Origin of the sequence: Streptomyces sp. yr375 (assembly GCF_900110755.1) — a bacterium.
In the GTDB taxonomy this organism is placed as follows: Bacteria; Actinomycetota; Actinomycetes; order Streptomycetales; family Streptomycetaceae; genus Streptomyces.
Window position 1 is genome coordinate 125585 of the sequence record NZ_FOFF01000016.1, and the last position, 24873, is coordinate 150457.

19 protein-coding genes, 1 tRNA gene and 1 pseudogene are annotated in these 24873 nt (G+C 70.0%); 8 read left to right on the forward strand and 13 right to left on the reverse strand.

The features are described from left to right. Window positions 1–3: 3 nt before the first annotated feature. Entirely contained in the window at window positions 4–765 is a 762-nt protein-coding gene (locus tag BMZ82_RS18430) for a DeoR/GlpR family DNA-binding transcription regulator (RefSeq protein WP_093777088.1), read from the reverse strand. A 330-nt stretch (window positions 766–1095) separates the two neighbouring features. Next, on the reverse strand, window positions 1096–2550 hold the full coding sequence (locus tag BMZ82_RS18435) for an MFS transporter (RefSeq protein ID WP_256251983.1): 1455 nt from the start codon (window positions 2548–2550) through the stop codon (window positions 1096–1098). A 317-nt stretch (window positions 2551–2867) separates the two neighbouring features. Here BMZ82_RS18435 and BMZ82_RS18440 point away from each other — a divergent pair, with 317 nt between their 5' ends. Continuing rightward, window positions 2868–3908, forward strand: coding sequence for a helix-turn-helix transcriptional regulator (locus tag BMZ82_RS18440; protein WP_177244539.1), 1041 nt, complete (start codon window positions 2868–2870; stop codon window positions 3906–3908). 71 nt (window positions 3909–3979) lie between these two features. Here BMZ82_RS18440 and BMZ82_RS18445 read toward each other — a convergent pair whose 3' ends face one another. Both BMZ82_RS18445 and BMZ82_RS18450 read right to left on the reverse strand, forming a co-directional pair. Further along, entirely contained in the window at window positions 3980–4711 is a 732-nt protein-coding gene (locus tag BMZ82_RS18445; protein ID WP_093777134.1) for a TetR/AcrR family transcriptional regulator, read from the reverse strand. A gap of 1635 nt (window positions 4712–6346) precedes the next feature. Next, the gene (locus BMZ82_RS18450; RefSeq protein ID WP_093777090.1) at window positions 6347–7345 is read right to left on the reverse strand and encodes a sigma-70 family RNA polymerase sigma factor; all 999 of its coding nucleotides are present in this window, start codon (window positions 7343–7345) and stop codon (window positions 6347–6349) included. A 222-nt stretch (window positions 7346–7567) separates the two neighbouring features. On the opposite strand from BMZ82_RS18450, the gene BMZ82_RS18455 reads away from it, so the two are divergent. Continuing rightward, window positions 7568–8107, forward strand: a complete 540-nt coding sequence (locus BMZ82_RS18455) for a GNAT family N-acetyltransferase (RefSeq protein ID WP_093777092.1) — start codon at window positions 7568–7570, stop codon at window positions 8105–8107. A 106-nt stretch (window positions 8108–8213) separates the two neighbouring features. Here BMZ82_RS18455 and BMZ82_RS18460 read toward each other — a convergent pair whose 3' ends face one another. After that, window positions 8214–9029: a dioxygenase family protein gene (locus BMZ82_RS18460; protein ID WP_256251979.1), complete on the reverse strand. Its 816-nt coding sequence runs from the start codon at window positions 9027–9029 to the stop codon at window positions 8214–8216. Window positions 9030–9262: 233 nt separating this feature from the next. On the opposite strand from BMZ82_RS18460, the gene BMZ82_RS18465 reads away from it, so the two are divergent. After that, the gene (locus tag BMZ82_RS18465; RefSeq protein WP_177244540.1) at window positions 9263–9772 is read left to right on the forward strand and encodes a MarR family winged helix-turn-helix transcriptional regulator; all 510 of its coding nucleotides are present in this window, start codon (window positions 9263–9265) and stop codon (window positions 9770–9772) included. A gap of 106 nt (window positions 9773–9878) precedes the next feature. Here the strand turns inward: BMZ82_RS18465 and BMZ82_RS18470 are convergent, their stop codons facing one another. Further along, window positions 9879–11423, reverse strand: a complete 1545-nt coding sequence (locus BMZ82_RS18470; RefSeq protein WP_093777094.1) for an MFS transporter — start codon at window positions 11421–11423, stop codon at window positions 9879–9881. A gap of 332 nt (window positions 11424–11755) precedes the next feature. Beyond that, on the reverse strand, window positions 11756–12406 hold the full coding sequence (locus tag BMZ82_RS18475; protein ID WP_093777096.1) for a TetR/AcrR family transcriptional regulator: 651 nt from the start codon (window positions 12404–12406) through the stop codon (window positions 11756–11758). A 341-nt stretch (window positions 12407–12747) separates the two neighbouring features. On the opposite strand from BMZ82_RS18475, the gene BMZ82_RS18480 reads away from it, so the two are divergent. The 5 genes and pseudogenes from BMZ82_RS18480 to BMZ82_RS18500 form a co-directional block, all read left to right on the forward strand. Then, complete coding sequence (locus tag BMZ82_RS18480; protein WP_093777098.1) at window positions 12748–14073, forward strand: M6 family metalloprotease domain-containing protein; 1326 nt, start codon at window positions 12748–12750, stop codon at window positions 14071–14073. Between the two features lie 144 nt (window positions 14074–14217). Next, window positions 14218–15822, forward strand: coding sequence for an IclR family transcriptional regulator domain-containing protein (locus tag BMZ82_RS18485; RefSeq protein WP_093777100.1), 1605 nt, complete (start codon window positions 14218–14220; stop codon window positions 15820–15822). 75 nt (window positions 15823–15897) lie between these two features. Then, window positions 15898–15970: transfer RNA gene (locus BMZ82_RS18490), tRNA-Arg, on the forward strand. Window positions 15971–16186: 216 nt separating this feature from the next. After that, the gene (locus BMZ82_RS18495; RefSeq protein WP_256251980.1) at window positions 16187–16384 is read left to right on the forward strand and encodes a helix-turn-helix domain-containing protein; all 198 of its coding nucleotides are present in this window, start codon (window positions 16187–16189) and stop codon (window positions 16382–16384) included. Between the two features lie 68 nt (window positions 16385–16452). Continuing rightward, window positions 16453–16653: pseudogene (locus tag BMZ82_RS18500) on the forward strand (transcriptional regulator); the annotation flags it as partial. On the opposite strand, the gene BMZ82_RS18505 reads toward BMZ82_RS18500, so the two are convergent. The 6 genes from BMZ82_RS18505 to BMZ82_RS18530 form a co-directional block, all read right to left on the reverse strand. Continuing rightward, window positions 16634–17296, reverse strand: a complete 663-nt coding sequence (locus tag BMZ82_RS18505; RefSeq protein ID WP_093777102.1) for an HAD family hydrolase — start codon at window positions 17294–17296, stop codon at window positions 16634–16636. The pseudogene BMZ82_RS18500 and the gene BMZ82_RS18505 sit on opposite strands and share 20 nt — an antisense overlap. 587 nt (window positions 17297–17883) lie before the next feature. Then, entirely contained in the window at window positions 17884–18906 is a 1023-nt protein-coding gene (gene yjfF, locus BMZ82_RS18510; RefSeq protein WP_093777104.1) for a galactofuranose ABC transporter, permease protein YjfF, read from the reverse strand. Further along, window positions 18903–19964 carry an ABC transporter permease gene (locus BMZ82_RS18515; RefSeq protein WP_093777106.1) on the reverse strand — a complete coding sequence of 354 codons (1062 nt, stop codon included), beginning with the start codon at window positions 19962–19964 and terminating at the stop codon, window positions 18903–18905. Before BMZ82_RS18515 ends, yjfF begins: the two co-directional genes overlap by 4 nt. Then, window positions 19961–21499 carry a sugar ABC transporter ATP-binding protein gene (locus BMZ82_RS18520; RefSeq protein WP_093777108.1) on the reverse strand — a complete coding sequence of 513 codons (1539 nt, stop codon included), beginning with the start codon at window positions 21497–21499 and terminating at the stop codon, window positions 19961–19963. The genes BMZ82_RS18515 and BMZ82_RS18520 overlap by 4 nt, the downstream gene beginning before the upstream one ends. A 97-nt stretch (window positions 21500–21596) precedes the next feature. Next, window positions 21597–22595, reverse strand: a complete 999-nt coding sequence (locus tag BMZ82_RS18525; RefSeq protein WP_093777110.1) for an ABC transporter substrate-binding protein — start codon at window positions 22593–22595, stop codon at window positions 21597–21599. A 1882-nt stretch (window positions 22596–24477) separates the two neighbouring features. Then, window positions 24478–24873, reverse strand: a 396-nt coding sequence (locus BMZ82_RS18530; RefSeq protein WP_177244541.1) for a class II aldolase/adducin family protein, incomplete at its 5' end; no start/stop codon positions are given.

Sequence of the window (24873 nt, forward strand, 5' to 3'; positions counted from 1 at the left end):
TGCTCATGCGCGTACTACTTCCGTGCCGCCGCGTTCGATCGTGGCCGCGTCGTCGGGGCTCAGGCCGCTGTCGGTGATCAGCAGGTCCACGTCGTTCAGGTCGCCGAAGCGGGCGAAGTGCTCCTGGCCGTGCTTGGCGGAGTCGGCGAGCAGGACGACCCGGCGGGCGGCGGCGACGGCGGCTCGCTTCACGGCGGCCTCGGCGAGGTCGGGGGTGGTGAGTCCGTGCTCGGCGGAGAAGCCGTTGGCGGCGACGAACAGGACGTCGGCGCGGATCTCGCCGTATGCGCGGAGCGCCCAGGCGTCGACGGCGGCGCGCGTCCGGTGTCGTACGCGCCCCCCGACGAGGTGAAGCTGCATGCCGGGGTGGTCCGCGAGGCGGGCCGCGATGGGCAGGCTGTGGGTGACGACCGTCAGCTCGGCCTCCAGTGGGAGGGCGGCGGCGAGTCGGGCGACCGTGGTGCCGGCGTCGAGGATGACCGTGCCCTCGGACGGCAGTTCCGTGAGGGCCGCCTTGGCGATGCGGTCCTTCTCGTCGGTGGAGGTGCCCTCGCGTTCGGCGAGGTCCGGTTCGAAGTCGAGGCGTCCGGCCGGTATGGCACCGCCGTGCACGCGGCGCACCAGGCCGGCTCGGTCGAGGGCCTTCAGGTCGCGGCGGATCGTCTCCGCCGTGACCTGGAACTCCTCGGCGAGCGACAGGACGTCCACCCGGCCGGCGTCACGGGCGAGCCGCAGGATCTCCTGCTGCCGCTCCGGTGCGTACATGTCCGTTCGCCTCCGACCGTCACCGGGGCTATGCCCGAACTTGTGGTTTCGCCACGGAGGCTACGCCCGGATTTTCGGAAAGTAAACAGGTTCGGACTTTGTTCGGGCATGAACGGACTTCGGGTTCGAGTCGTCCGTCCGACTGTCCGGCCGTCCGACTCTCCGCCATCCGGCTCTCCGGCCGTCTAGCCGTCTGGCCGTTCTCCGAGCCGGCCTGCCGGTGGGTATGGGAAGGGCCCATGGAATCCGCCGTGTGTGCCGGGCCCTTCGCCTGGGGGTGCCTGGGGGATGCCTGAGGGGCGCCCCGGTGGGGCAGGAGGGGAGTGCGCGTCAGCCCGCGAGCTCCCGCTCCCGCTCGCGCTCCTCCCCGGCGGGTGCGTACTCCTCCTCGATCGCCGCTCCCTCCACATGCTGCGCCGGTCGCTTCGGCAGGGCGAACATCAGCAGGAAGATGGCGAACATCACCAGGGCCACCCAGCCCAGGGCGTGTTGGAAGGCGTTCACGAAGGCGGGACGTACCTGGTCCGGGGTCAGTCGGTCGCCGATCTCGCCGAAGAAGACGACCGCGACGAGGCCGAGGCCGAGCGCGTTGCCCATCTGCTGGACGGTGTTGATGAGCCCGGACGCCGAACCGGCGTGTTCGCGCGGCACGTCCGACAGCACCGCGTCCGTCAGCGGCGCGACGATCAGGCCCATGCCGACGCCCATCACGACCAGCGGCAACGCCATCTGCCACGAGGTGATGGCGAGGCCGTAGCGCTCGGACTCCCCGATATAGAGCAGCACGCCGAGCCCCATCAACAGCGCGCCCGCCTGGAGGACCTTGCGTCCGAAGCGCGGGACCAGTTTCTGGACGGACAGCCCGGCGGCCGTCGAGACGGCGAGCGAGAAGGGGACGCCGGTCAGGCCGGCCTTCAGCGGGCTCCAGCCCAGGCCCGTCTGCATGTACAGCGTCCAGACCAGGAAGAACACGCCGAGACCGACCCCGAAGACGGTCTGTACGGCGACGCCCGCGGCGAAGCTCCGTACCCGGAAGAGGGAGAGCTCGATCAGCGGTGAGCCGTCCCGCGCGCCCTTGCGCCGCTCGTACGCGACGAGCGCCCCGAAGACGACGAGCGCGCCGGCCATCGACACGTACCCCCACATCGGCCAGCCCAGCTCACGGCCGCGGGTGAGCGGGTAGAGCAGCATGAGCAGCGCGACGGTGACCAGGACGACGCCGACGAGGTCCAGTTTCAGCGCCTTGGGGGCCTTGGACTCCGTGATGAAGCGGCTGCCGAGGATCAGTCCGACGATGCCGACCGGCAGGTTGATGAGGAAGATCGGCCGCCATTCCAGCCCGAACAGGTTCCACTCCGTCAGCAGTGCGCCGAGCAGCGGTCCCGAGACGGCTCCCAGTCCCACGATCGCGCCGAAGAGCCCGAAGACCTTCCCCCGCTCGTGCGCCGGAAACGTGGCGTGCACGATCGACAGCACCTGCGGGACCATCAGCGCCGCCATGGCGCCTTGCAGGATGCGTGAGGAGACCAGCATCTCCGGGTTCGCGGCGAAGCCGCACAGTGCGGAGGCGAGGGTGAAGCCGCCGATGCCGACGAGGAACAGCCGCTTGCGGCCGTGGATGTCGCCGAGTCGGCCGCCGGTGATGAGTCCGGCGGCGAAGGCGAGCGCGTAACCGGCGGTGATCCACTGGATCTGGCTCCAGGAGGCGCCCGCCTCCTCCTGTATGGAGGGGATCGCGATGTTGACGATCGTGACGTCGACGAGGTCCATGAAGGCCGCGGTCATCACGATGGCGAGGGCGAACCAGCGGCGGCGGTCACCCGCGGTCGTTGTCTCGGAGGCTGGGGCGGAAGCGGAAGGGGTGCCCTGGGAGGGCTGAGTGGGCTGAGCGGGCAGAGCGGACGGGGTGACCGGAGTGGGCAGGACGGGCGGGGTGGGCAAAACGGGCGGGGTCGGCTGGCCGTCGTCGCCGGAAGTCTCGGCGGAGGTCTCGCTGGAGGTCTCGCCGGAGCTCTCCGTGGACGTCTCGGTGGAGGTCATGGTGCGATAGTAGGACCGCAATAGGCCAGATCGTGTCCTATTGGTACGGCATCCTCGGATGCATGACGACGGACACTCCGGCTCGGCTCCTGCAACTCCTCTCCCTCCTCCAGACGCCCCGCGAATGGCCCGGCGGCGAGCTCTCCGAGCGCCTGGGGGTGTCCCGCCGCACGGTCCGGCGCGACATCGACCGGCTGCGCGAACTGGGGTATCCCGTGCAGGCGACCAAGGGCTCGGACGGCGGGTACCGGCTGGTCGCGGGCAAGGCGATGCCGCCGCTCGTGCTCGACGACGAGGAGGCGGTCGCTATCGCGGTCGGGCTGCGGGCGGGCGCCGGTCACGCGCTGGAGGGGGTGGACGAGGCGTCCGTACGGGCCCTGGCCAAGCTGGAGCAGGTGCTGCCGGCCCGGCTGCGCCACCGTGTGTCCACCCTCCAGGCCGCGACCACGCCGCTGACCAGCGGGGACGGTGCGAGCATCGCGCCCGAGACGCTGACCGCCATCGCGTCGACGGTGGCCGGGCAGGAGCGGTTGCGGTTCGCGTACCGCGCGAAGGACGGCACGCAGTCGCGCCGCCTGACCGAGCCCTACCGGCTCGTGTCCACGGACCGGCGGTGGTACCTCGTGGCGTACGACCTCGACCGCGCGGACTGGCGGACCTTCCGGGTAGACCGGATCCGGGACCCGCTCGCGACCGGCGCCCGTTTCACGCCACGGGAGTTGCCTACGGGCAGCGCGGCGGAATACCTCCGGCGGTCCATCCGACGGCGCTCGGACGCGCACGAGTACGAACTCGACGTCACCTTCGAGGCGTCACCGGAATTCGTGGCGGCCCGGCTGCCGGCCTGGCTGGGGACACCGGTCGCGAACCCGGACGCCGCCCTGCCCGGGAACCCGGAGCGCGCGAAAAACACAGAGAACGCGGAGAACGCGGAGAACAGCGCGGGCGGGTGCCGGCTCCAGAGTTCGACCAGCGATCCGGTGGAGTGGGTGGCGGTGCGTTTGGCGATGCTGGGCTGCGAGTTCTCGGTACGGGGGCCTGCGGAACTGGTGGAGTGCGTACGGGAGTTGGGTGGGCGGTTGGGGCGGGCGGGGGGTGCGTGAGGGCGCACGGCCGGGCCGGGGGCGCAGGGGGGCGTGGCGGAAGGTCTCTTGTGGAGGGGCGCGTACGCCCGTCAAGACTTCCTCTCCGTCGGCTCCTCCTCCCAGACGAACCCTCGCAGTGCCCGCAGGTTGCGCAGTGCCAGTTCCGCCGGGCCTTCCGGGCCGGTGGGAGGGGTGTTGCTCGCCGCCCAACTCTCGACCGCGACCCGGACGGCGGCGCTGGCCACGGCGGCGGTGAAGCGCTGGTGTGGTGAGGCCACGTTGTCGGGGGTGGGAATGGAGGTGGGGGCGGGGGCTGGCGTACGCGGTGGGGCAGCGGCGGTCGTCGGCTGCGCGGTGGCCGTCGCCCGCCCGACCCACTCCGTGCGCTCCGTGCGCTCCGTGCGCTCGGTCCGCTTCGTGCACTCCGTCCGCTCCGCCAGTACCTCCGTGAGTGTCGTCTCCGAGGTGTGGCACACCTCGGCCCAGACCTTGCCGAGCGCCGGACTCGTTCCGGCCAGCCGGATCAGGGTGCGGACCCATTCCCAGGACGCAGCCGACACTCCATGGCTGGAGACGAAGGTGTGGCGTACGGCGTGGTCCAGCGCGTCCGGCACGGGGAGTTCGGCCGGGGCCTCGCGTACCGCCTCCGCCCAGCGCTGGGCGCCGGCCGCGTAGAGGGGGGCGACGGCCTCTTCCTTGGTCGCGAAGTACCGGTAGAAAGTGCGCGGGGCGACGCCTGCGGCCTGGGCGATGTCCTCGGCGCGGGTGGCCTTCAGGCCCCGGCTGACGAAGAGGCCGGCCGCCGCCCGGGCGATCTCCATGCGGGTCGCCGCTTTGCGCCGCTCGGTCAGCGAAGCCGGGGCGGAGGGGGAGGCGGAACTGATCACATCGGCAGGCTATGCCCATGTGGCACAATCTGCCATCCGGGCGGGCCACCCCGTGGTTCAGGTACGGGGTGCCCCGCCCTCCCCGCGTGCCGGTACGTGTCCGGTACGGCCCCACTGGGCATGTGCGCCCGCAATCCCGACCCGGGAGACGATCCCACTTCAGGGACGACGGTCCCAACCCGGGGACGATGATCCCAGCCCAGGAACGACGACTCCTCCCCGGGCACGATGATCCCCGCCTGGGAACAAGAGGGAGCCGAGGGCAAAGGGAGCCGGGCCCCGGCACCTGGGGGGAGAGGCGCCGAAGCCCGGCTCGGGGAGAGTCCCGGCGCCGGGGGGATGTGCGGCGGGACTTGGCTCAGGTGGCACAAAGATCTCGGGGAGGGCTACAGGGCCCGGCCGACCCGAACTCCCGTGGCGACCCGAACTCCCGTGCTCTGAAGTCTTGTTCCCGCGCTCCTCCCGGTTGAAGCGGCGTTCCCACGCCATGTTTGCGCGGCTCTCCACCACCCGGCGCACGCGGGCGGAAACCCAGCACCAGCCAACGCCTGAAGCCCAGTCACCACACCGCCGACTCCAACTCGGGCCACCCACACCCGAGTCCAACGCGAGCCGTTCCGCGCCCGAGGCAAACTCGGCCGCCGCAGCTCCAACCCAGTCCAGCCCGAGGCCGGCCCCAGCCCGAGAGCCGTCGCGGTGGGATGGGGTGGGAGACGTGAGGCTGGGCGTACGACAGCGGCAACCGCTCCTGGCCGGGTACCGGAGCGGGTCATCGGCCTCGCGGCCCCGCACACGCCCCGCCAATCCGCCAACCCGCCTGCCTGCCAGCCCCGTTCACCCTGCGGCAGCCCGGCAGGGCCGGGTCAGCAGCGTCGAAGGCGACCTGGTCTGCGCGTCGACCATCGAAACCGAGCGTGGTGTCCTCGCCGAGGCCGATCCCGTACCGCTCGGAGCGGACTGCCCGGGTGCCGACCAGACAGGGAGCGAACGGCCCCCTAGGCCAAGGCCAACGCAGCGCAGGCCAAGGGCACCCCAGCGAACCCGGCACCCAACTCGCCCACATCAACAGGGGTGTTGGAGACGCTACCGGCATCCCCTCCCCCGTCTGGACGCCGCCGCCGATGCACGCATCACGCCGCAGGCCGGCCCAGCACGACACCGCTCAGCGAAGCGCCCCGCACCGGGCCAACCCGAGCCGGAAACGCCGTCACGCCTCGCCAGCGAACCGAAACGCAACCCGCCCACCCGACGAGTCCCGCCCCACCGACAAGCGGCGGCACTTCCCGGCCTAGCACCAAGCTCCGCCGAGTAAGCGTCAAGCCCGCCAAGCCTCACGCCCCGCCCTCGCCCAGCCAAGCGGCGCACCCGGCTCAGCCCAGCCGAGCATCAAGCCCAGCCCAACCGAACGCCCGGCCCAACAAGCACCAGCCAGGCCACGCACCCTGCCCGGCCAACGCAACGTCCCCGCCACGCGGCCCGCACCGTCACCGCCCGTCCAGCCCCGCCCAGGCCTCGAACCCAGACTCAGACTCAGCCCCGGCCCCGGCCCCGGCCAGCGCAGCGCAACCGCTACGCCGCCGCCTCGAACCCCGTGTCGCGGGCCAGCTTCTTCAGTTCCAGGAGGGCGTGCTTTTCGATCTGGCGGATGCGTTCCCTGGTCAGGCCGTGTTCCTTGCCGACCTCGGTCAGGGTGCGCTCGCGGCCGTCGTCGATGCCGTACCGCATCTTGATGATGGAGGCCGTGCGCGGGTCGAGGCGGTCGATCAGGCCGTCCAGTTCCTCGCTGCGCAGCAGGGTGAGGACGGACTGCTCGGGCGAGACCGCGGAGGTGTCCTCCAGCAGGTCGCCGAACTGGGTCTCGCCCTGGTCGTCGACCGCCATGTTCAGTGAGACCGGGTCGCGGGCCCAGTCCAGGACGTCGATGACGCGCTCCGGTGTGGAGCCGAGCTCCGTCGCGATCTCGACGGGCTCCGGGTCGCGGCCGTTCTCCCGGTTGAACTCGCGCTGCACGCGCCGGATCCGGCCGAGCTCCTCCACGAGGTGGACGGGCAGGCGGATCGTGCGCGACTGGTCCGCTATCGAGCGGGTGATGGCCTGGCGGATCCACCACGTCGCATACGTGGAGAACTTGAAGCCCTTGCGGTAGTCGAACTTCTCGACCGCGCGCACCAGACCGGCGTTGCCCTCCTGGATCAGGTCGAGGAGGGGAAGACCGCTGCGGGGGTAGCGGCGGGCGACCGCGACGACCAGGCGGAGGTTGGAACGGATGAACACGTCCTTGGCCCGCTCGCTCTCGGCGACCAGCGCTTCGAGCTCCGCGCGGGAGGCGTCCGCCTTGGACTCCTCGTCGCCGTCGAGGACCTGCTGTGCGAACACGCCTGCCTCGATGATCTGGGACAACTCGACTTCCTTGGCGGCGTCGAGCAGTGGTGTACGCGCGATTTCGTCGAGATACATGCCGACCAGGTCGCGGTCGGCGATCTCGCCGCCATGGGCGCGAACACTGCGGGCCGCGTCGGTCGTCCCACCAGTGGCGGACTTGCGACGGGCGACGGCACGGGTTGCCATGCGTGCTCCCTTGCGATGGAGGTTCAGCGGGTGGCCTTCGGACACTCGGCGTTCTCGGAGGTTTCGGAAGTCCTGGAAACTGAAGCCCTGGAACCTCTCGGAACTCTCCTCGTGTGCCCTGCATCCGATGGAAACAACGACTGGAATCAGGACAGAATTCCCAACCCGCACCCCGATTTTTATGATCTTGCAGTACCCTGTCCGACCTCGCGGGGAGGCGTGATGTCGGCGGAACGTACAGAGGTGCAGGTCAGACCGGGAGTCGAGGGTGACCTCGAAGCCCTCACGCTGCTCTACAACCACTACGTGCGTGAGACGTCCATCACATTCGACACCGCGGTCTTCACTCCGGAAGAGCGACGTCCTTGGCTGCTCTCCCACCCTGAAGACGGCCCGTATCGCCTGATGGTTGCCGCAGAAGCGGACTCACAGGGCATCCAGGGGACCTCACAGGAGATCCTCGGGTACGCCACATCCAGCCTTTACCGGCCGAAGGCCGCCTACTCCACGTCGGTGGAGGTGACGGTCTACGTCGCCCCGCACGCCGCCCGGCGCGGCATCGGCACGCTCCTCTACAAGGCGCTCTTCGAAGCCCTGGCCGCCGAGGACGTGCACCGCGCGTACGCGGCCATCGCCCAACCGAACGAAGCGTCCGCGCGGCTGCACGAACGCTTCGGTTTCCGGTACGTCGGCACCTACCGGGAGGTCGGCCGCAAGTTCGGCCGCTACTGGGACGTCGCCTGGTACGAGAAGGAGCTCTAGAAGGAGCTCCAGTAAGGAGCGCCAGGAGTCGGCGGAACCCCTAAGGGCACCCGGCAGAACCCGGCCCGACCGGGGCCCACCCCCGCCTCCGCCCCCACCCCCACCCTCAGCCGAACTGCACCGACCGCTTGGCCATCCCGACCCAGAATCCGTCGATCACCGACTTCTGCGCGTCCAGCTCGCCGGACACCTCCGCGGCGCCCATGGTCACGAAGAGCGGGGCGAAGTGCTCGGTGCGCGGGTGGGCGTACCGGCCGGCCGGGGCCTTGTCGAGGAAGTCCAGCAGGCCGTCCCAGTCGCGGGCCTCCAGCGCGCGCCGGCCCCAGTCGTCGAACTCGGAGGACCAGCTCGGCACGCCCGGGCCGGTGTGCCGTAGCGCGGCCAGGTTGTGGGTGAAGAAGCCGGAGCCGACGATCAGGACGCCCTCGTCGCGCAGCGGAGCGAGCTTGCGGCCGATCTCCATCAGCTTGACGGGGTCGAGGGTCGGCATCGAGATCTGGAGGACCGGGATGTCGGCGGCCGGGAACATCTCGACGAGCGGTACGTACGCGCCGTGGTCGAGGCCGCGGTCGGGGATGTCCTGTACGGGCATTCCCGGAGCGCGCAGCAGCTTGCGCACGCTCTCGGCGAGCTCGGGTGCGCCGGGGGCGTCGTACGTCACCTGGTAGTAGTGCTCGGGGAAGCCCCAGAAGTCGTAGACCAGCGGGACCGGGTCGACGGCGCCGAGGGCGAGCGGGGCCTCCTCCCAGTGGGCGGAGACCATGAGGATCGCCTTGGGGCGGGGCAGGTCGGCGGACCAGGCGGCGAGTTGGCCGGGCCAGATCGGGTCGTCCGCGAGCGGCGGGGCACCGTGACTGAGGTAGAGCGCGGGCATGCGCTCCTGGGGGAGGGATCGGTCCCGTTCCTGGGGTGCGGCGGACATGGCGGCGACTCCTTCCGGGACCTCGGCCCCTCACGCCGGGCGCTCCTGGCGATCCTGGTATCTCTAGTACCCCTGACCCTGACCCCTGCACTCCGGTGCTTCGGGTTCCAGGTTGCGGGTTCCGGTCCTCCTGGATCGTCCGGCACGTTTGATTGAAATCTAAAACGGCACTATCCAAAAGGGTAATCCCGATTGGTTTAAAATTCAAGGAGCGGGCGATTACAGTGGAGTACATGACGATGGCATCCGCATCCGCTGACGAGCCCCAGTGGCTCTCCGCCGAGGAGCAGCTCACCTGGCGGTCCTACGTGCACGCGACCACCCTCCTAGAGGATCACATGGACCGCCAGCTCCAGCGTGACGCGGGCATGCCGCACGTCTATTACGGCCTCCTGGTCAAGCTCGCCGACTCCTCCCGCCGACGGCTGCGGATGACCGAGCTGGCCATGCACGCGAAGATCACCCGATCCCGCCTCTCCCATGCCATCGCCCGCCTGGAGAAGAACGGCTGGGTGCGCCGCGAGGACTGCCCCTCCGACAAGCGCGGCCAGTTCGCCGTCCTGACCGACCAGGGGCTCGAGGTGCTCAAGAAGGCCGCGCCGGGCCACGTCAGCATCGTACGCACCGCGGTCTTCGACCGGCTCACTCCCGAACAGCAGAAGTCCCTCGGCGAGATCATGGAGATCATCGCCAAGGGACTCCAGCCCAACGAAGCGGGTGCCGACCTGCCCTGGCTGCGCTAGGGCAGGTCCTGGCCAAGGTCCATGTCCGGACCGCCACTGAGGCCCGGGTGCCTCAGGCCCATGTCCGGACGGCTGAGGCCCGGCCGGTTCACGGCCGTGCGCGCGGTCAGTGGGCCATCACCGGCACCGCGTCCTCGGCGTCCCGTGCCCCCGAGCCCGTGACCGGGCCCATGTCCGGCTTGCCGGCGTTGACGAGGGTCAGGGCGATCGTGGCGGCGGCGACCAGGATGCCGACGGCGAACCAGATCGCGCTGGTGTAGCCGTGCACCATGCCCTCCAACTGCACCAGTTGCTGCTGGGGCTTGGCGGTGGCGCCGGCCATGTGGTCCTTGACGTACGAGGTCGTCGCGGACGCGGCGATCGTGTTCAGCAGGGCGGTGCCGATGGCGCCGCCCACCTGCTGCGAGGTGTTGACCATCGCGGAGGCCACACCGGCGTCCCGCGGCTCGACGCCCTGGGTGGCCAGGGACATGGCCGGCATGAACGCCGTACCCATGCCGAGGCCGAGCAGCAGCATGCTCGGCATCAGGATCGCCGCGTACGAGGAGTCGATCTCCAGGCGGGTCAGCAGCAGCATGCCGAGCGCGGCGACCAGGAAGCCGGGGCCCATCAGCAGACGCGGCGGGACCCGGGTCATCAGGCGGGTGCCGATCTGGGTGGAGCCGGTGATCATGCCCGCGATCATCGGAAGGAACGCGAAACCGGTCTTGACCGGCGAGTAGCCCTTCACGATCTGCAGGTAGTAGGTCAGGAAGAGGAACAGGCCGAACATCGCGATGATCGCGAGGCCCAGGGAGAGGTAGATACCGCCGCGGTTGCGCTCGGTGATCACGCGCAGCGGCAGCAGCGGAGCCTTGACCTTCGACTCGACGATCACGAAAGCGAACAGCAACACGGCCGACGCGGCGAACAGGCCGACCGTCATCGAGTCGCCCCAGCCCTCGGACTCGGCGCGGGTGAAGCCGTAGACCAGGGAGACCAGGCCCAGGGTGGAGAGGATGACGCCCGGGACGTCGAGCGGGGAACGGTTACGTCCGCCTTCGGGCTCACGGATGACGAAGTAGGCGCCGGCCGCGGCGACGATCGCGAACGGCACGTTGACGAAGAACGTCCAGCGCCAGTCCAGGTACTCGGTGAGGAAGCCGCCGAGGATCAGGCCGACGGCGCCGCCGCCACCGGCGATCGCGCCGTAGATACCGAACGCCTTGGCGCGCTCCTTCGCGTCCGTGAACATCACGGCGAGCAGCGAGAGCGCGGCGGGCGCGAGCAGCGCGCCGAACGCGCCTTGCAGGGCGCGGGCGCCGAACATCATCGCCTCGTTGGCGGCCGCGCCACCGAGCGCGGAGGCCGCGGCGAACCCGCCCAGCCCGACGACGAAGGTGCGCTTGCGGCCCCACAGGTCGGCGATCCGGCCGCCGAAGAGCAGCAGCCCGCCGAAGGCGAGGGCGTAGGCGGTGACGATCCACTGCCGGTTGCCGTCGGAGATGCCCAGGTCGTGCTGGGCAGAGGGCATCGCGATGTTCACGATGGTCGCGTCGAGGACGACCATCAGTTGGGCGAGGGCGATGAAGGCCAGGGCTTTCCACCGGTTGGCGTCCGGTGCGCCGCCGCCACCCGTCTTACCGGGGGCCTTCTGGGCTGTTTCAGACATGGGGATACCCACTTCGGGACTTCGTGACGGAAAAAGATGGAAAAGACGGAAAAAACGCGGAAAGAAGGCATGCCGAGGACCGACTTGTCGTCGATGACGACCGGGTCGTTCCACTTGAGTGAGGTCGCGCCGCGTGACGTCGTGCTGTGTGACGTAGCGCCGTGTGACGTCGCGTGATGGCTGCCGCGGTGACGCGAACCAGCCGACCGGCCGACCTGCCGACTGGCGGGCGGGCGAAACTGGCGGCCTATCGCGCTAGCGGACTAATCGCAGAGTTTTCATGCCGTTCATGGCGTTCATGGCGTTCATGGCGTTGTTCGTGGGCTGATCCCTCAGGGCTGGCGCAGGTCCTCCATGGTCGCGGCCGCGCCGGGCAGGACGGAGCGGGCGGGGGCCCGTAGCCCGTCCAGGAACAGTTGCAGGTGGCGGTGGACGAAGCGGTCGACGCTCCCGCAGCCGGTACCGGCCGGGGGCCGGCTGAGCTGGGCCACCGCGATCATCACGTCCCCCACGCCGACGTCGGGCCTGAGCTGCCCGGCCGCCTTCGCGCGGTCCATGACCTCCTCGATGATCAGATCGACCCGTTCGCGTGCCGCTTCGAGGTCGGGGTGATGCTCGTCGAACGTGCTGGCGATCATCGGGCACAGCGCGCTGATCCGCTCGTCGGCGGCGGCGTGCACGAATCGCTCCAGCGCCCCGAACGCGTCGCCGGTCTCGGCGAGGGCGGCCTGTCCGGACCGGGCCGTACGGTCCAGTACCGAGCAGACGACCTCACGGACCAGCGCGTCCCGGTCGGGGAAGTTGCGGTACACCGTGGCGTTGCCGACGCCGGCCCGGCGGGCGATCTCGTCGAGCGGCACGTCAGGCCCGAACTCGACGAACATCTCGCGGGCGGCGGTGACGATCCGCTCCCGGTTGCGCAGGGCGTCAGCGCGGGGCCGGGTCACCTTGCGCTCGGCGGGGATGGCGGTCGCGGTCTGCACGGCGTACTCCTTCTTGTTCTTGTTCTTGCTTGTTCTTGCGGGAGAACCGCTCCTGCGGGAGAACCGCTGAGGTTCTGGGACGGTTTCGCGATCCGGGGATGGAGTCCCCGTTTCACTCGGACACCTGGCTAAACGGGGAAGCGGTCCCCGCTTATTTCCCGTACGGGAAACTTTCTCGACGTGACCTGGGTCACATCCCTTAGGGGCTCCCTCGCAAGTCCGCCTACCGCCAGGTAACCCACGATCGGTCTCCTTCAGCGCGCGCCCGCGTGCGCCCCGGCACAGGGTGATCGCAAGGGTGCAGTCGGTGACCAGTGGCTGCCTGGAGCGAAAGGCCCCGCATGCAGCCGCAGCCCGTGCGCACCGCCCCGGCCCGCGCAGGCGAGCCGCTCCGCCGCCGGATACGCCCGCGTCGCGTCGCCACCCTCGTCTCCGTCACCGCCCTGACCCTCGCGGTCAGCACGTCGGCCGGCACGGGCCGCCTCACACCGCAGCCCGGCTCGACGACGGCCGGCGCGGGCCCGATCTCCCTGTCCCGGTCCTCCGCCCTCGCCCCCTGCATGATCAACGGCGACCCGGCCGTCCAGATGTCCGAGGGCGTCCCGACCACCGGCGGCTACTCCCGCTCCACCGGCACCGTCCACGCCCTCACCCTGATGGTCGACTTCTCGGACGCGCCCGGCCGGGGCAGCGCGCTGAGCCGCTACCGCGAATTCTTCCCGCAGACCGAGGCCTGGTTCCGCACGGCGTCCTACGGCCGCCTCGACTACCGCGCGGAGACCCCGATCCGCCACTGGCTGCGCATGCCCAAGTCGTTTCGCGCGTACGGCATAGAGCGCGGCGCGCCCTTCGACCCCGGCTACCGCGATCTCGTCCAGGACATCGTGGCCGCCGCCGACCCGACCGTCGACTTCCGCGCCTACGACCTCCTGAACGTGCTGGTCACCCCGAACGCGGGCCCCTCCGCGCTGGACACGGTCCTGTCGGTGACGTTCGCAGGCAACACGGAGGCGCCGGTCGCCGACGGCGTGTCGGTGGCGAACGCGTCCTTCGTCTACTCCCGCCAGGACGACGGCTCCGGCTCCTACGACCGCACCGGCTACCGGGTCCTCCCCCACGAGAACGGCCACGTCTTCGGCCTGCCCGACCTCTACACCCAGGAGGGCGGGGGCGCGGTCGGCCACTGGGACATCATGAGCGAGGACTGGGGGGCCAACAACGACCTGCTCGGCTGGCACAAGTGGAAACTGGGCTGGCTGGACGCCTCCCAGATCGCCTGCGCGGCGACCCGCGGCACGAGGGAGTACCCGCTGACCCCCCTCTCCCGCGCGGGCGGCCCGAAACTCGTCTTCGTCCCGGTCGACGCCCGCACCGGCTACGCCGTCGAACTGCGCGCCCCCGGCGGCAACGACGAGACGGTGTGCCGCCCGGGCGTCCTCATCTACAAGGTGGACGCCGACGTGGACACCGGCATGGGCCCGGTGACCGTCTACGACTCCCACGCCGACAGCGGCGGCTGCACCCGCAGCCCCAACGTCCACGCGGAACTCTCCGACGCCCCCTTCACCCCGGGCGAGACCTTCAAGGACCCGAAGCGGAACATCCGCATCGCGGTGACGGGGGCGGACCTCAAGGGGAATTACAGGGTGCGGGTGAGCCGGGGATAGGCGGAGACCCTTGAGGGTGTTCACGTAGTGGGTACCCCGCCGAAGCCCTGACCCGCACCACGCTCCCCCGTCCCGTTACGGTGTCCCGAAGTCCGGTGACGAAGTCCCGTCCCGGAGACCCCCTACGGGGAGCACACACCACCCATGCCACAACCCGCCCCCGCCCCCGCCACCGCCACCGGCGCCCCGCCTGAAGCCGTGGCCCCGGCCGAAGCCGTGGCCCCGCTGATGCGCGGCGTCGCCGTACTGCACCGGCTCACCGAGGCGAACGGCGTGCTGAGCCTCAGCGCGCTCGAACGCGCCACGGGCCTGGCCCGGTCGACCGTCGACCGCGTCGTGGCGACGCTGGCCCGCATGGGATACGTCCGACTCGACGGCCGGGACGCGATCCTGACCCCCCGTGTCATGGAACTGGGCAACGCCTACCTGGCCGCCCTGCGCCTGCCCGCACTGCTGTCCGCCCGCGCGGACGACCTGGCCGACGCACTCGACGAGTCCGTCTCCCTGGCGGTCGCCGACGGCGACGGCATCCGCTTCATCCACCAGGCGACCCGCCGCCGCGCGATGTCCCTGAGCTTCCGCATCGGCGACCTGCTCCCAGCCGAACGCACCGCCCCCGGCCCGCTGTTCGCCACCGAGTGGCCGGACGAGCAGTGGCACTCCTGGCACACCCGCCGAACAACGGACCCCCACAACCACGCCTTCCCGACGGTACCGCCACCCCCACAAAACCAGCGGAACGACAAGGAGTTCGTACAGCGGACGGCGGAAGCGGCCTCCACGGACTATGCGTTGGACGACCAGTTGATCGAACCCGGACTGGTGGCGGTCTCCGTCCCCGTACGGGATCCCCGCACCGCCCGCATCGCGTGCGTGGCGAACGTCGTCAGCCACACGAGCCGGCACACGGCGGCGAGCCTGCGCGAAACGCTGCTGCCCCGCCTGCGCGCGGCGGTGTCGGCGATGGAGGACGACCTGCGGCAGGCCCCGCCCCCGCACCCCGGCCCACCCCCCGCGGGCCTGGCGATCTGGACGGGCGCGTCGAAACAGGAACTGGGCCGCGACTTCGTCGAGTCCCTGGCCCGGGGCCTGACCGTCCTGACGGCGTTCGGCGAGGGCAGGGCGGAACTGACCCTCACGGAGGTCGCGAAGGCGACGGGCCTGGCGCGGGCGACAGCCCGCCGGGCCCTGATCACGTACGAGCACCTGGGCCTGGTGACCCCGGCCCCGCACCGCACGTTCGCCCTCACCCCCCGAGTCCTCTCCCTGGGCTTCCCACCCCTCTCCCGTACGTCCCTCCCCCGCATCGCGACCCCCCACATGACGACCCTGGCGGACGAGATCCAGGAGACGACCTCGCTGGCGGTCCTGACGGAACGGGGCGACGAGATCCAGTACACGGCCCGGGCGACCGCGAGCCACGTCATGAGCGTCGACATCACGGTAGGAACAAGACTGCCGGCCCACGGAACATCAATGGGCCGGATCCTAGCCCCGAGTACCGGGGACGCCCCGCCCCCCTACGCCCTGACCGACGAGGAACTGGAACAGGGCGTGCGAGCGATCGCGGTCCCGATCCACGACCGGACGGGCCGGGTGATCGCCGCCCTGAACGCGGCGACCCACGTCGCCCGCCGCACGACCGAGGAATGCGTCCACGTCCTCCTCCCCGCCCTGCTCTCCACCGCCTCCCACATCGAAACAGACCTCCACACAGCCTCCCGCTTCAACCGATTCCCCCTGACCTGACCCCACCCCCCGACCCCCACACCCCCCACCCCCAATCCGGTACGCTGACGCCTGTGACCCACAGGGCCACACCCAGCCTTCGTAGCTCAGGGGATAGAGCACCGCTCTCCTAAAGCGGGTGTCGCAGGTTCGAATCCTGCCGGGGGCACTGACTAAGTGCCAGGTCAGAGGGCTATAGGCCCCTCGTTCCATTCGAACGGGGGGCCTTTCCCGCGCCAGGAATCCACCTGGAATCCACATCCCCACGGAATCTGCCCCACGATCACCCTTACGGGGGGGGTCTCCCCACGCACGCCTGAGACACGTCTCTCGCATACCTGCACGTCGTCCGCGGGTGCCACTCGATCCCCTGCCCGACTAGGTCTTGGTCCGCCGGGAGATCGAGGCCCGCATCCGAACCGCCCGCCACGCCGCCGACCTCTCGCAGCTAGAGCTGGGCCATCTCGTCGGCCGCGACCACCGGACGGTCCATCGGCGGGAGTACGCCACCGCAGACCCATCGCTGACTGACCTACTACTCCTCGCCGACACCCTCGGCCTCTCTCTTGGCGGCCTCGGCTGAAGGCAGCCAACCGCCGGCGGGCGGGGGTGGCGCTCGGCGGCGGGCCTGGCCGTCCTTCGTGGGGGGGGGCGGTCGGCGCTCCCGAGGCTGCGTGCGGGTACGCCGTGCGTGCCCTCGATCAGCTTGAGCGCACCTGGTACGCGATGGGCATGGACCGGGTCCGCGAGGTGCGGCGGGCGCTCGCGCCGCACCAACATGAGGCGTGTGTGCGCAAGCTGGACGACCGGCTGTACGGATGGGGGACGACGGTCAGCGCGCTGACGCGTTGAACTCCTGGATCAGGCCCGGCAGTTCGAGGAGGCTCTCCACCCGGAAGGTGGGGAGCTTCTTCGCTTCCTCGTCGTGCCACTGGATCGTCGCCCACGGGCCGCGGTGCACCAGCGCGGTGTGCATCCCGGCGGCGACGGCAGGACGGAGGTCGTTGTCGACGCGGTCCCCGACGTAGAGGATCTCCTCGTTGGCGAACGGAGTGACCTCGGCGACGCGCGCGAAGAACAACGGGTCCGGCTTGCTGGCGCCCCAGTCGTCCGAGGTACCGATCAGGTCGACGTCCTGGGTGAACAGCCCGCGCAGGAGCCGGCCGGCTCGAACGGTCTGGTTCCCGGCGATACCCAGCCACAGGCCGTCCGCGCGAAGGGCCGCCAGGGCGCCGCGGACATCCGTGTACAGGTCGGCCTCGTCGAAGGTCTCCGGCTTCCCGACCGCCGCGCGAACCTCCCGCTCGGCGTACAGGTCGAAGCCCGGCCTGAACTCCTGGAACGTCTCGCGGTAGTCGCGCCCCTGCGCAATCACGGCGCCGAACATCGCGGCGAAGGTGTGACGGGGGACTCCGAGCCAGTCGGCCCAAGTACCGTACTCACGGGTCTCGTCCACGAGGCACTCACCCACGTCGAAAACCACTGCACGAATCATGCCCGCAGCGCAGCCGGGCACGACGAGAGGCCTCCTCGGCCATCAACGCCGAGATCCGCGCGCTCATGACGCGGGCCGGCGGCCACCTTCCGGCAGAGGACCGGGCCCGGTACGCGGCGCTGCGCGACGAGTGGGTGGTGGCGGTACGAGCGGAGATGACCACCGCAGCCCACGGGTGGAGGCCTGCCGGTCTCCACCCAGGCGCTCTCCCGTTCCTCCCTCGCTGTCCTTGTCCTGCTGGGGGCGGTGTCGGCTACGTCTGGTCGTGTCGAAGTCACGGCAATGGCAGGCTCCCTTCGGTCGGATCGCCGTCCGCCTGCCGGTGATCGGCGTCTCGCCGGCGGCAACCCGACCACCAGCGGTGGGTGCCGGACCGCCGAAGCCCGGCCCGGCCCGGACCGGCCCCGGGAGATTGTTCCTGTCTCGCCTACGTGCCCGACGGCACGGTGTGCGGCGTCATCCGGAGCCGGTCCGGTGCCCCCTTGGAGTAGCAGAACGTGAGGGGGGAACGCGGGGCCGCACACGGTCAGTCCGTGAGAGTGCGCGGCAGTGCGTGTCGCCGTATCCCTGGTGGTCGGGTCTGCCGGTCAGGTCTTCTGGCGTGATGTCATGGTTCGTTGGATCAGGATGAACGCGCAGAGCAGCACGCCGGTGGCGATTTTCGTCCACCAGGAGCTGAGTGTGCCCTCGAAGGTGATGATGCTCTTGATCAGGCCGAGCACCAGTACACCGAAGAGTGTGCCCAGCACGTAGCCGGAACCGCCGGTCAGCAGGGTGCCGCCGATGACCACCGCGGCGATGGCGTCGAGTTCCATGCCGACGGCGTGCAGCGGGTCGCCCGACTGGATGTACAGCATGAACAGCAGACCGGCCAGGGCCGAGCAGAAGCCGCTCACCGTGTACACGGCGATCTTCGTGCGGCCCAGCGGAAGACCCATGAGCAGCGCCGACTGCTCGTTCCCGCCGATGGCGTACACGCGGCGCCCGAAGCGGGTGTAGTGCAGTACGTAGCTGGCGGCGGCGAGGACGAGCAGGGCCACGACGGCGCCGATCGACAGTTCGCCCACGCCCAGCGACACCCGCGCCTCGGCCAGGCTGCTCACCGAGGCGTCGCTGATGGAGATCGACTCCTTGCTGATGACCAGGCACAGTCCGCGGAAGAGGAAGAGCCCGGCGAGGGTGACGATGAACGGCTGGATCTCGAAGTTGTGGATCACGTAGCCCATCAGGAAACCGCCGAAGGCTCCCACGGCCAGCGCGAGGGGGATGACCAGCACCAGCGGCAGCCCCTGACGTTCCACCAGCCAGGCCGTGAACATGGTGGTGAAGCCGATCATCGAGCCCACGGACAGGTCGATGCCGCCGGACATGATGACGAAGGTGGCGCCGATGGCGGCGACCAGCAGGTAGCTGTTGTCGATGAACAGGTTGAGGAACACCTGGGGTTCGGCGAACCCGTAGTTCTGGTACCGGCCGAGGCCGCCGATGTACATGGCGATGAACAGGGCGGCCGTGACCAGGACGGGCAGACGCCTGTCGCCGAGCAGGCGCGCGGCGCGGGAGGCGATGGCGCTCTTGGCCGCCTCGGGGGTCTGGGCGGTCGCGGTCATCGCGACACCTCCATCTTCGGGGCGTCGTCCCGGCGCAGGGCCTTGAGGCCCTTGGCGCCGAAGACCTTGGCCCGGAACTTCGGGGACTGCAGCAGGCAGACGACGATGACGACGACGGCCTTGAAGACCAGGTTGGTCTGGGTCGGCACGCCGATGGTGTAGATCGTTGTGGTCAGGGTCTGGATGACGAGGGCGCCGATCACCGTGCCGCCGATGGAGAACCGGCCGCCGACCAGCGAGGTGCCGCCGATCACCACGGCGAGGATCGCGTCGAGTTCGATCCACAGGCCGGCGTTGTTGCCGTCCGCGGCCGAGGTGTTGGAGCTGATCATCAGCCCCGCGATGCCCGCGCACAGCGCGCAGAACATGTAGACCATGATCTTGATGCGGGTGGACCTGATGCCGACCAGGCGGCTGGCCTCGGCGTTGCCGCCGACGGACTCGACCAACAGGCCGAGCGCCGTGCGGCGGGTCAGCGCCACGGTGACGGCCACGACCGCGGCCACCACGAAGAGGGAGAAGGGCAGTGTCAGCCAGTAGCCGCCGCCGATCAACTGGTAGGGGTCGCTGTTGACGGTGATGATCTGACCGTCGGTGATCAACTGGGCGACACCGCGCCCGGCGACCATGATGATCAGCGTGGCGATGATCGGCTGGATGCCCCGCCCGGCGACCAGGAAGCCGTTCCACAGGCCGCAGGCGACCGCGGCGACCAGACCCAGCGCCACGGCGACCAGTACCCCGGTAACGGAGTTCTGGTCGGCCTCGCCGTTGATGTACCAGCACGACAGGGCCCCGGTGATGGCGACCACGGCGCCGACGGAGAGGTCGATGCCGCCGGTGGCGATGACCAGGGTCATGCCGACCGACACCAGGATCAGCGGTGAGCCGAACAGCACGATGGAGACGAGGCTGCCGTAGAGGTGGCCGTCCGCCATCCGGATCGAGAAGAAGCCGGGTGTGAAGGGGACGTTGACGAGCAGCAGCACGACCAGGACCGCGACCGGCCAGAACAGGTGGTGGCGCGGCAGAGCTCGCCATCGGGAAGGGGTGGTCACTGGTGTTCTCCACTCGCGATGGTCTCGAGGATCCGGCTGGTGGTGATCTCGGGCCCGTTGGTGAGCCGCGCCACCAGCCGGCGGTCGCGCAGCACCCCGATGGTGTGGCTGAGCCGGAGCACCTCTTCCAGTTCGGCCGCGATGTACAGCACGGACATGCCGTCCTCGGAGAGGGACACGACCAGTTTCTGGATCTCCGCCTTCGCGCCGACGTCGATGCCGCGGGTGGGCTCGTCCAGGATCAGCAGCTTCGGCTGGGTGATCAGCCAGCGGGCGAGCAGCACCTTCTGCTGGTTGCCGCCGCTGAGCTGTCCTACCCGGGCCTCCGGGTCGGCGGGGCGGATGTCCAGGGCCTGGATGTACTTGGCGACGAGTTCGTCGCGCTGGGCGGCCGGTATGGGCCGGGTCCAGCCGCGGGTCGCCTGGAGGGCGAGGATGATGTTCTCGCGCACGGTCAGATCGGGGACCAGCCCCTCGCTCTTGCGGTTCTCCGAGCAGAACGCGACCCCGGCGCCGATGGCGTCGTTCGGGGCGTTCATCGGGACCTGCTTGCCGCTGATGGACACCTTGCCGCTGTCGGGCTGGTCGGCGCCGAACAGCAGCCGGGCGAGCTCGGTGCGGCCGGATCCCAGCAGGCCGGCGAGTCCGAGGACCTCGCCCTTCTTGATCTCCAGGTCGAAGGGGGCGATCCCGCCGCTGCGGCCGAGCCCCTCGGCCTTGACCAGCGTCTCGCCGACATCGGAGCGCATCTGGTGCTCGTGCAGCCCCTCGAGCTGGTCCAGGGCCTTGCCGATCATCAGCTCGATCAGTCCGACCTGGTCGAGGTCACGGACCAGGTGCTCGCCGACCAGGGTGCCGTTGCGCAGGATGGTCATGCGGTCGCAGATCTCGTAGATCTGGTCGAGGAAGTGCGACACGAACAGGATCGCGACGCCCTCGTCCCTCAACTGCCGCATCAGACGGAAGAGTTCGAGGACCTCGTCGCGGTCGAGGCTGGAGGTCGGCTCGTCGAGGACCAGCACCTTGGTGCCGGATCCCTCGCCGTCGCGGTCCCCGAGGCCCACCGACCGTACGATCGCGACCAGTTGCTGCACGGCCAGCGGGTACGAGGACAGCGGCGCGGTGACGTCGATGTCGAGCCCGAGCCGGTCGACCAGCTCCGCCGCCTCCTTGCGCATCCGCTTCCACTGGATGCGGCCGGCGCGGGTGGGTTCGCGTCCGATGAAGATGTTCTCCGCCACCGACAGGTTGGGGCAGAGGTTGACCTCCTGGTAGACGGTGCTGATGCCGGCCTGCTGCGCCTGCAGCGGGCTGCCGAACCGTACGGACGTGCCGTCGAGGGTGATCGTGCCGCCGTCCAGGGAGTAGACGCCCGTCAGCACCTTGATCATCGTGGACTTTCCGGCGCCGTTCTCGCCCATCAGGGCGTGTATCTCGCCCGGGAAGAGCCGGAAGTCGACACCCGACAGAGCCCGTACCCCCGGAAATTCCTTGACTATGCCCGTCATCTCCAGGACGGGCCGCGGCTCTGCCATGGCAGCGCTCCTCATGCGAAGGGTTCGGTTCCGCAGGGAGCCTCGGGGCCGAGGGATCTCGGTCGGCCGGAGGCTCCCTGCCGGTGGGGGCGGTCGGTCAGTACTTGCGGGTGGGGAGCGCGGCCTTGGCCTGGTCCTGCGTGAAGTCGCCCTCCTTGGTCTTGATCCACCGCTCGACCTTCTCGCCGTCGTGGACCTTCTTCACGATCTCCATCAACTGGGGGCCGAGCAGCGGGTTGCACTCGACGATGCCGTTGATCTTGCCTTCGGACATGGCGACGAAGCCGTCCTTCACACCGTCGATCGAGACGATGAGGATGTCCTTGCCGGGCTTCTTGCCGGCCGCCTCGATGGCCTGGATGGCGCCGATGGCCATGTCGTCGTTGTGCGCGAAGAGCACGTTGACGTCCGGGTTGGACTGCAGGAAGGCCGCCATGACCTGCTTGCCGCCGGCGCGGGTGAAGTCACCGGTCTGGCTGATGACGATCTTCCAGTCGGTCTTGTGCTCCGCGTCCATGACCTCCTTGAAGCCCTTGGCGCGCTCGATCGCCGGGGCGGCACCGGTGGTGCCCTCCAACTGCGCTATCTTCACCGCGCCCTTGTGGCCGGCCGTCACCAGGACCTTCTCCAGCATGCGGGCGGCGCGCCGGCCCTCGTCCGTGAAGTCGGAGCCGACCAGGGTCACGTACAGGGACTGGTCGGACGTCTCCACGGAGCGGTCGGTGAGGACCACGGGGATCTTCGCGGCCTTGGCCTCCTTGAGCACCGCGTCCCAGCCGGTGACGACCACCGGCGAGAAGGCGATGACGTCGACCTTCTGCGCGATGTAGCTGCGGATCGCGGAGATCTGGTTCTCCTGCTTCTGCTGGGCGTCGGAGAACTTGAGGGTGTAACCCGCCGCCTTCGCGGCCGACTTCACCGACTCGCTGTTGGCGCTCCGCCAGCCGCTCTCCGAGCCGACCTGGGAGAAGCCGAGGGAGATGGCCTTGCTGCCGCCGGCGGAGGAGGAGCTGCCGTCCTCCTTGGCGCAGGCCGTGAGTCCGGTCGCAGCCGCCACACCGACCGCCGCGGTAAGGAAGTTCCTTCTGTTCAGCATGTTTCTACTCCTTTGTAGACCCGGCCCGGGGATGGGGCTCGGTTGCGTGGGTCGCTTCCGGCGTTCCGTCGGGAACGGGTAGGCGACGTCGTTCTGTGGATCGGCCAACGTTCGAGATGTCGAACATGCGTGGACGGTGCTGTCAGAGGGGGGGTCGGGGGCGGGTGGGGGTTTCCTGGGGGACGGTGGCAACAGGGCGACGAGTCCGTTTTCCCCACCGTGGAGGGGCCCTGGCGGATGGCACTCGGCAGAGGGGCGATGAATTCCACCTCCGGGAGGCAAAGGAACCCGACCGCCGCGATGTCATGGGGGTACGGACGCCGCCTTCGCCCGGCATCCGCGGCAACCAGCGCCATCCGGTCGCTGATTGGTCAAGACCGCGGCCGGACGCCGGTCTGCCCGCCGGAGCGGTTTCCGGCCCGCACGGTGACCCGGCCGTCGGCCTCCGGCCCCTTCCCGAAACCCGTGGGATGCCAGGCGACGCGGCGGTCGGCCGCCAGGAGGCGCCTGGCCGCCGTGGGGTCGGGGTGCCTCCGAGACGCGGCCGCCGGCGACCGCCACCACCGGGAAGGCGCCCCGGAGTTGCGGCGGCGCGGTGGCAGGGCCGTGGAGGGTGGCGCCCGAGGCGATCCCCGGGGCCCCGTCGCGCCGGGTGGCGAGGGCACGCCCGGAGAGAGCGCGGCGATGACCGACCTCCTCCATCGCGCGCCTCCCTTCGGCTCGCGCCTCGTTCCGCACGGTGCGGCGACTCCCCGGCAGACGGGAAACGGTCTGGTGCGACACGCCTGTCGACGGTGGGGCGTCAGCCATGGCGGGCGGCCGCAGTGGCGGTTGCGCCATGGCCGCACCTCCTTGGTGGCTGTCCGTCGGCAGAACGGGAACATGCTGGTAATCCGCCAGGGACGTGTCGCTGTGCGCTGGGTGCGCCACGGCAGTCCCCCCCCTGAAACGCGGTGAATGCGGAGGCCATAGTGAGCGCCAACCGTTCCCGCCGGTCAAGGGGTTGTGCGAGAAGCGGGCCATCACGTTTGGATAACGCGGGGTCGCGGGCGGGGCGGACGGCCCGCCCGCGACCCGGCACAGAATCGCGTTTTCGTCAGAGAGGTTGACGCTCGGCGGCCGTGGCCCATATTTTCGTCCTTTGAACGAAGAGTCGAACTCTGTACGAAATCTCGGACACTTGGATGGCTTGAGGCGCGACGTCCGGGCCGGCGTCGCCGCCGACGAGCTCGGACCGCGAGGAGTACTGCCGTTCGTGGCGACCTGGTGGAGGCTCAGGCCGACGCCGTCTCTTCGGTGATCGGGGGATGCGCTGGAGAGTGCGGAGGGCGTGCGCGACGGAGACGAGGGTGGCGTGGTGGCGCCCATCCCGCCAGGTGCGGCCTTCGAAGCAGGCCGTGGGCCGGGCCCAGGGGCCTGCCTCATCGCGCGGTAGTCGACTCCGCCCGTGCCGAGAAGTGCGGCCGGTCCGACTCCTCCTACCGCCCCTCCCCCGCCTTGGCACGAGCGGCGGCCCTTGGGGAATCGCCGTAAAGCCTGGGAACTGTTCTCTGTTCCCGACGTTCCCCGACGTTCCCCGACCGAACTCCTCAAGCGGGTGTCGCAGGGTCGAATCCTGCCGGGCGCCGGCCTACGTCAAACCACTGACCTGCGCTTTCTTTGCCAGGCAAGCGTTCTGTTCGGCCTCGGACTCCTCGTCCGGGGCCGTTTGCGTGAGCCGTTTGCGAGCGGACGGGCCGCCAGGTCCCGGGCTCCTCTTCGTCGTCGGGCCCGGCTTCGGAGGCGGTGTTCTTGCCCGGTCTCGCGCCCCCGCGCGAGCGGCCAGGTTCCGGCCAGGGCCGTCGCCTGGCGCGTTCAGTCCGCTCGCCGGCAGCCAGGTCCGTCATCGTGCGATCTGCGGTGCCTCCGGGTTGCCGTAGTAGGCGTCGGGGCCGTGTTTGCGGGTGTAGTGCCGCTCCAGGAGGTGTGGGGGCGGCGGGCTTGTCGGGGACAGGGCGAAGGTGTGCAGGGCGATGTCGGCGACGGCCTCGCAGATGATGGCGTGTTCGAGGGACTTGCGGGCGGTGGCGCCCCAGGTGAAGGGGCCGTGGCCGGCGACGAGGGCGCCGGGGACCTCGACCGCTTTGCGGTCGTCGCCGTCCAGCGTGTCGACGATGACGCGGCCGGTGTTGTACTCGTAGTCCTTCGCGCACTGTTCGGCGGTGAGGTCGGGGGTGCAGGGCAGGGGGCCGTTGAAGGTGTCGGCGTGGGTGGTGCCCAGGACGGGTATCTCGCGGCG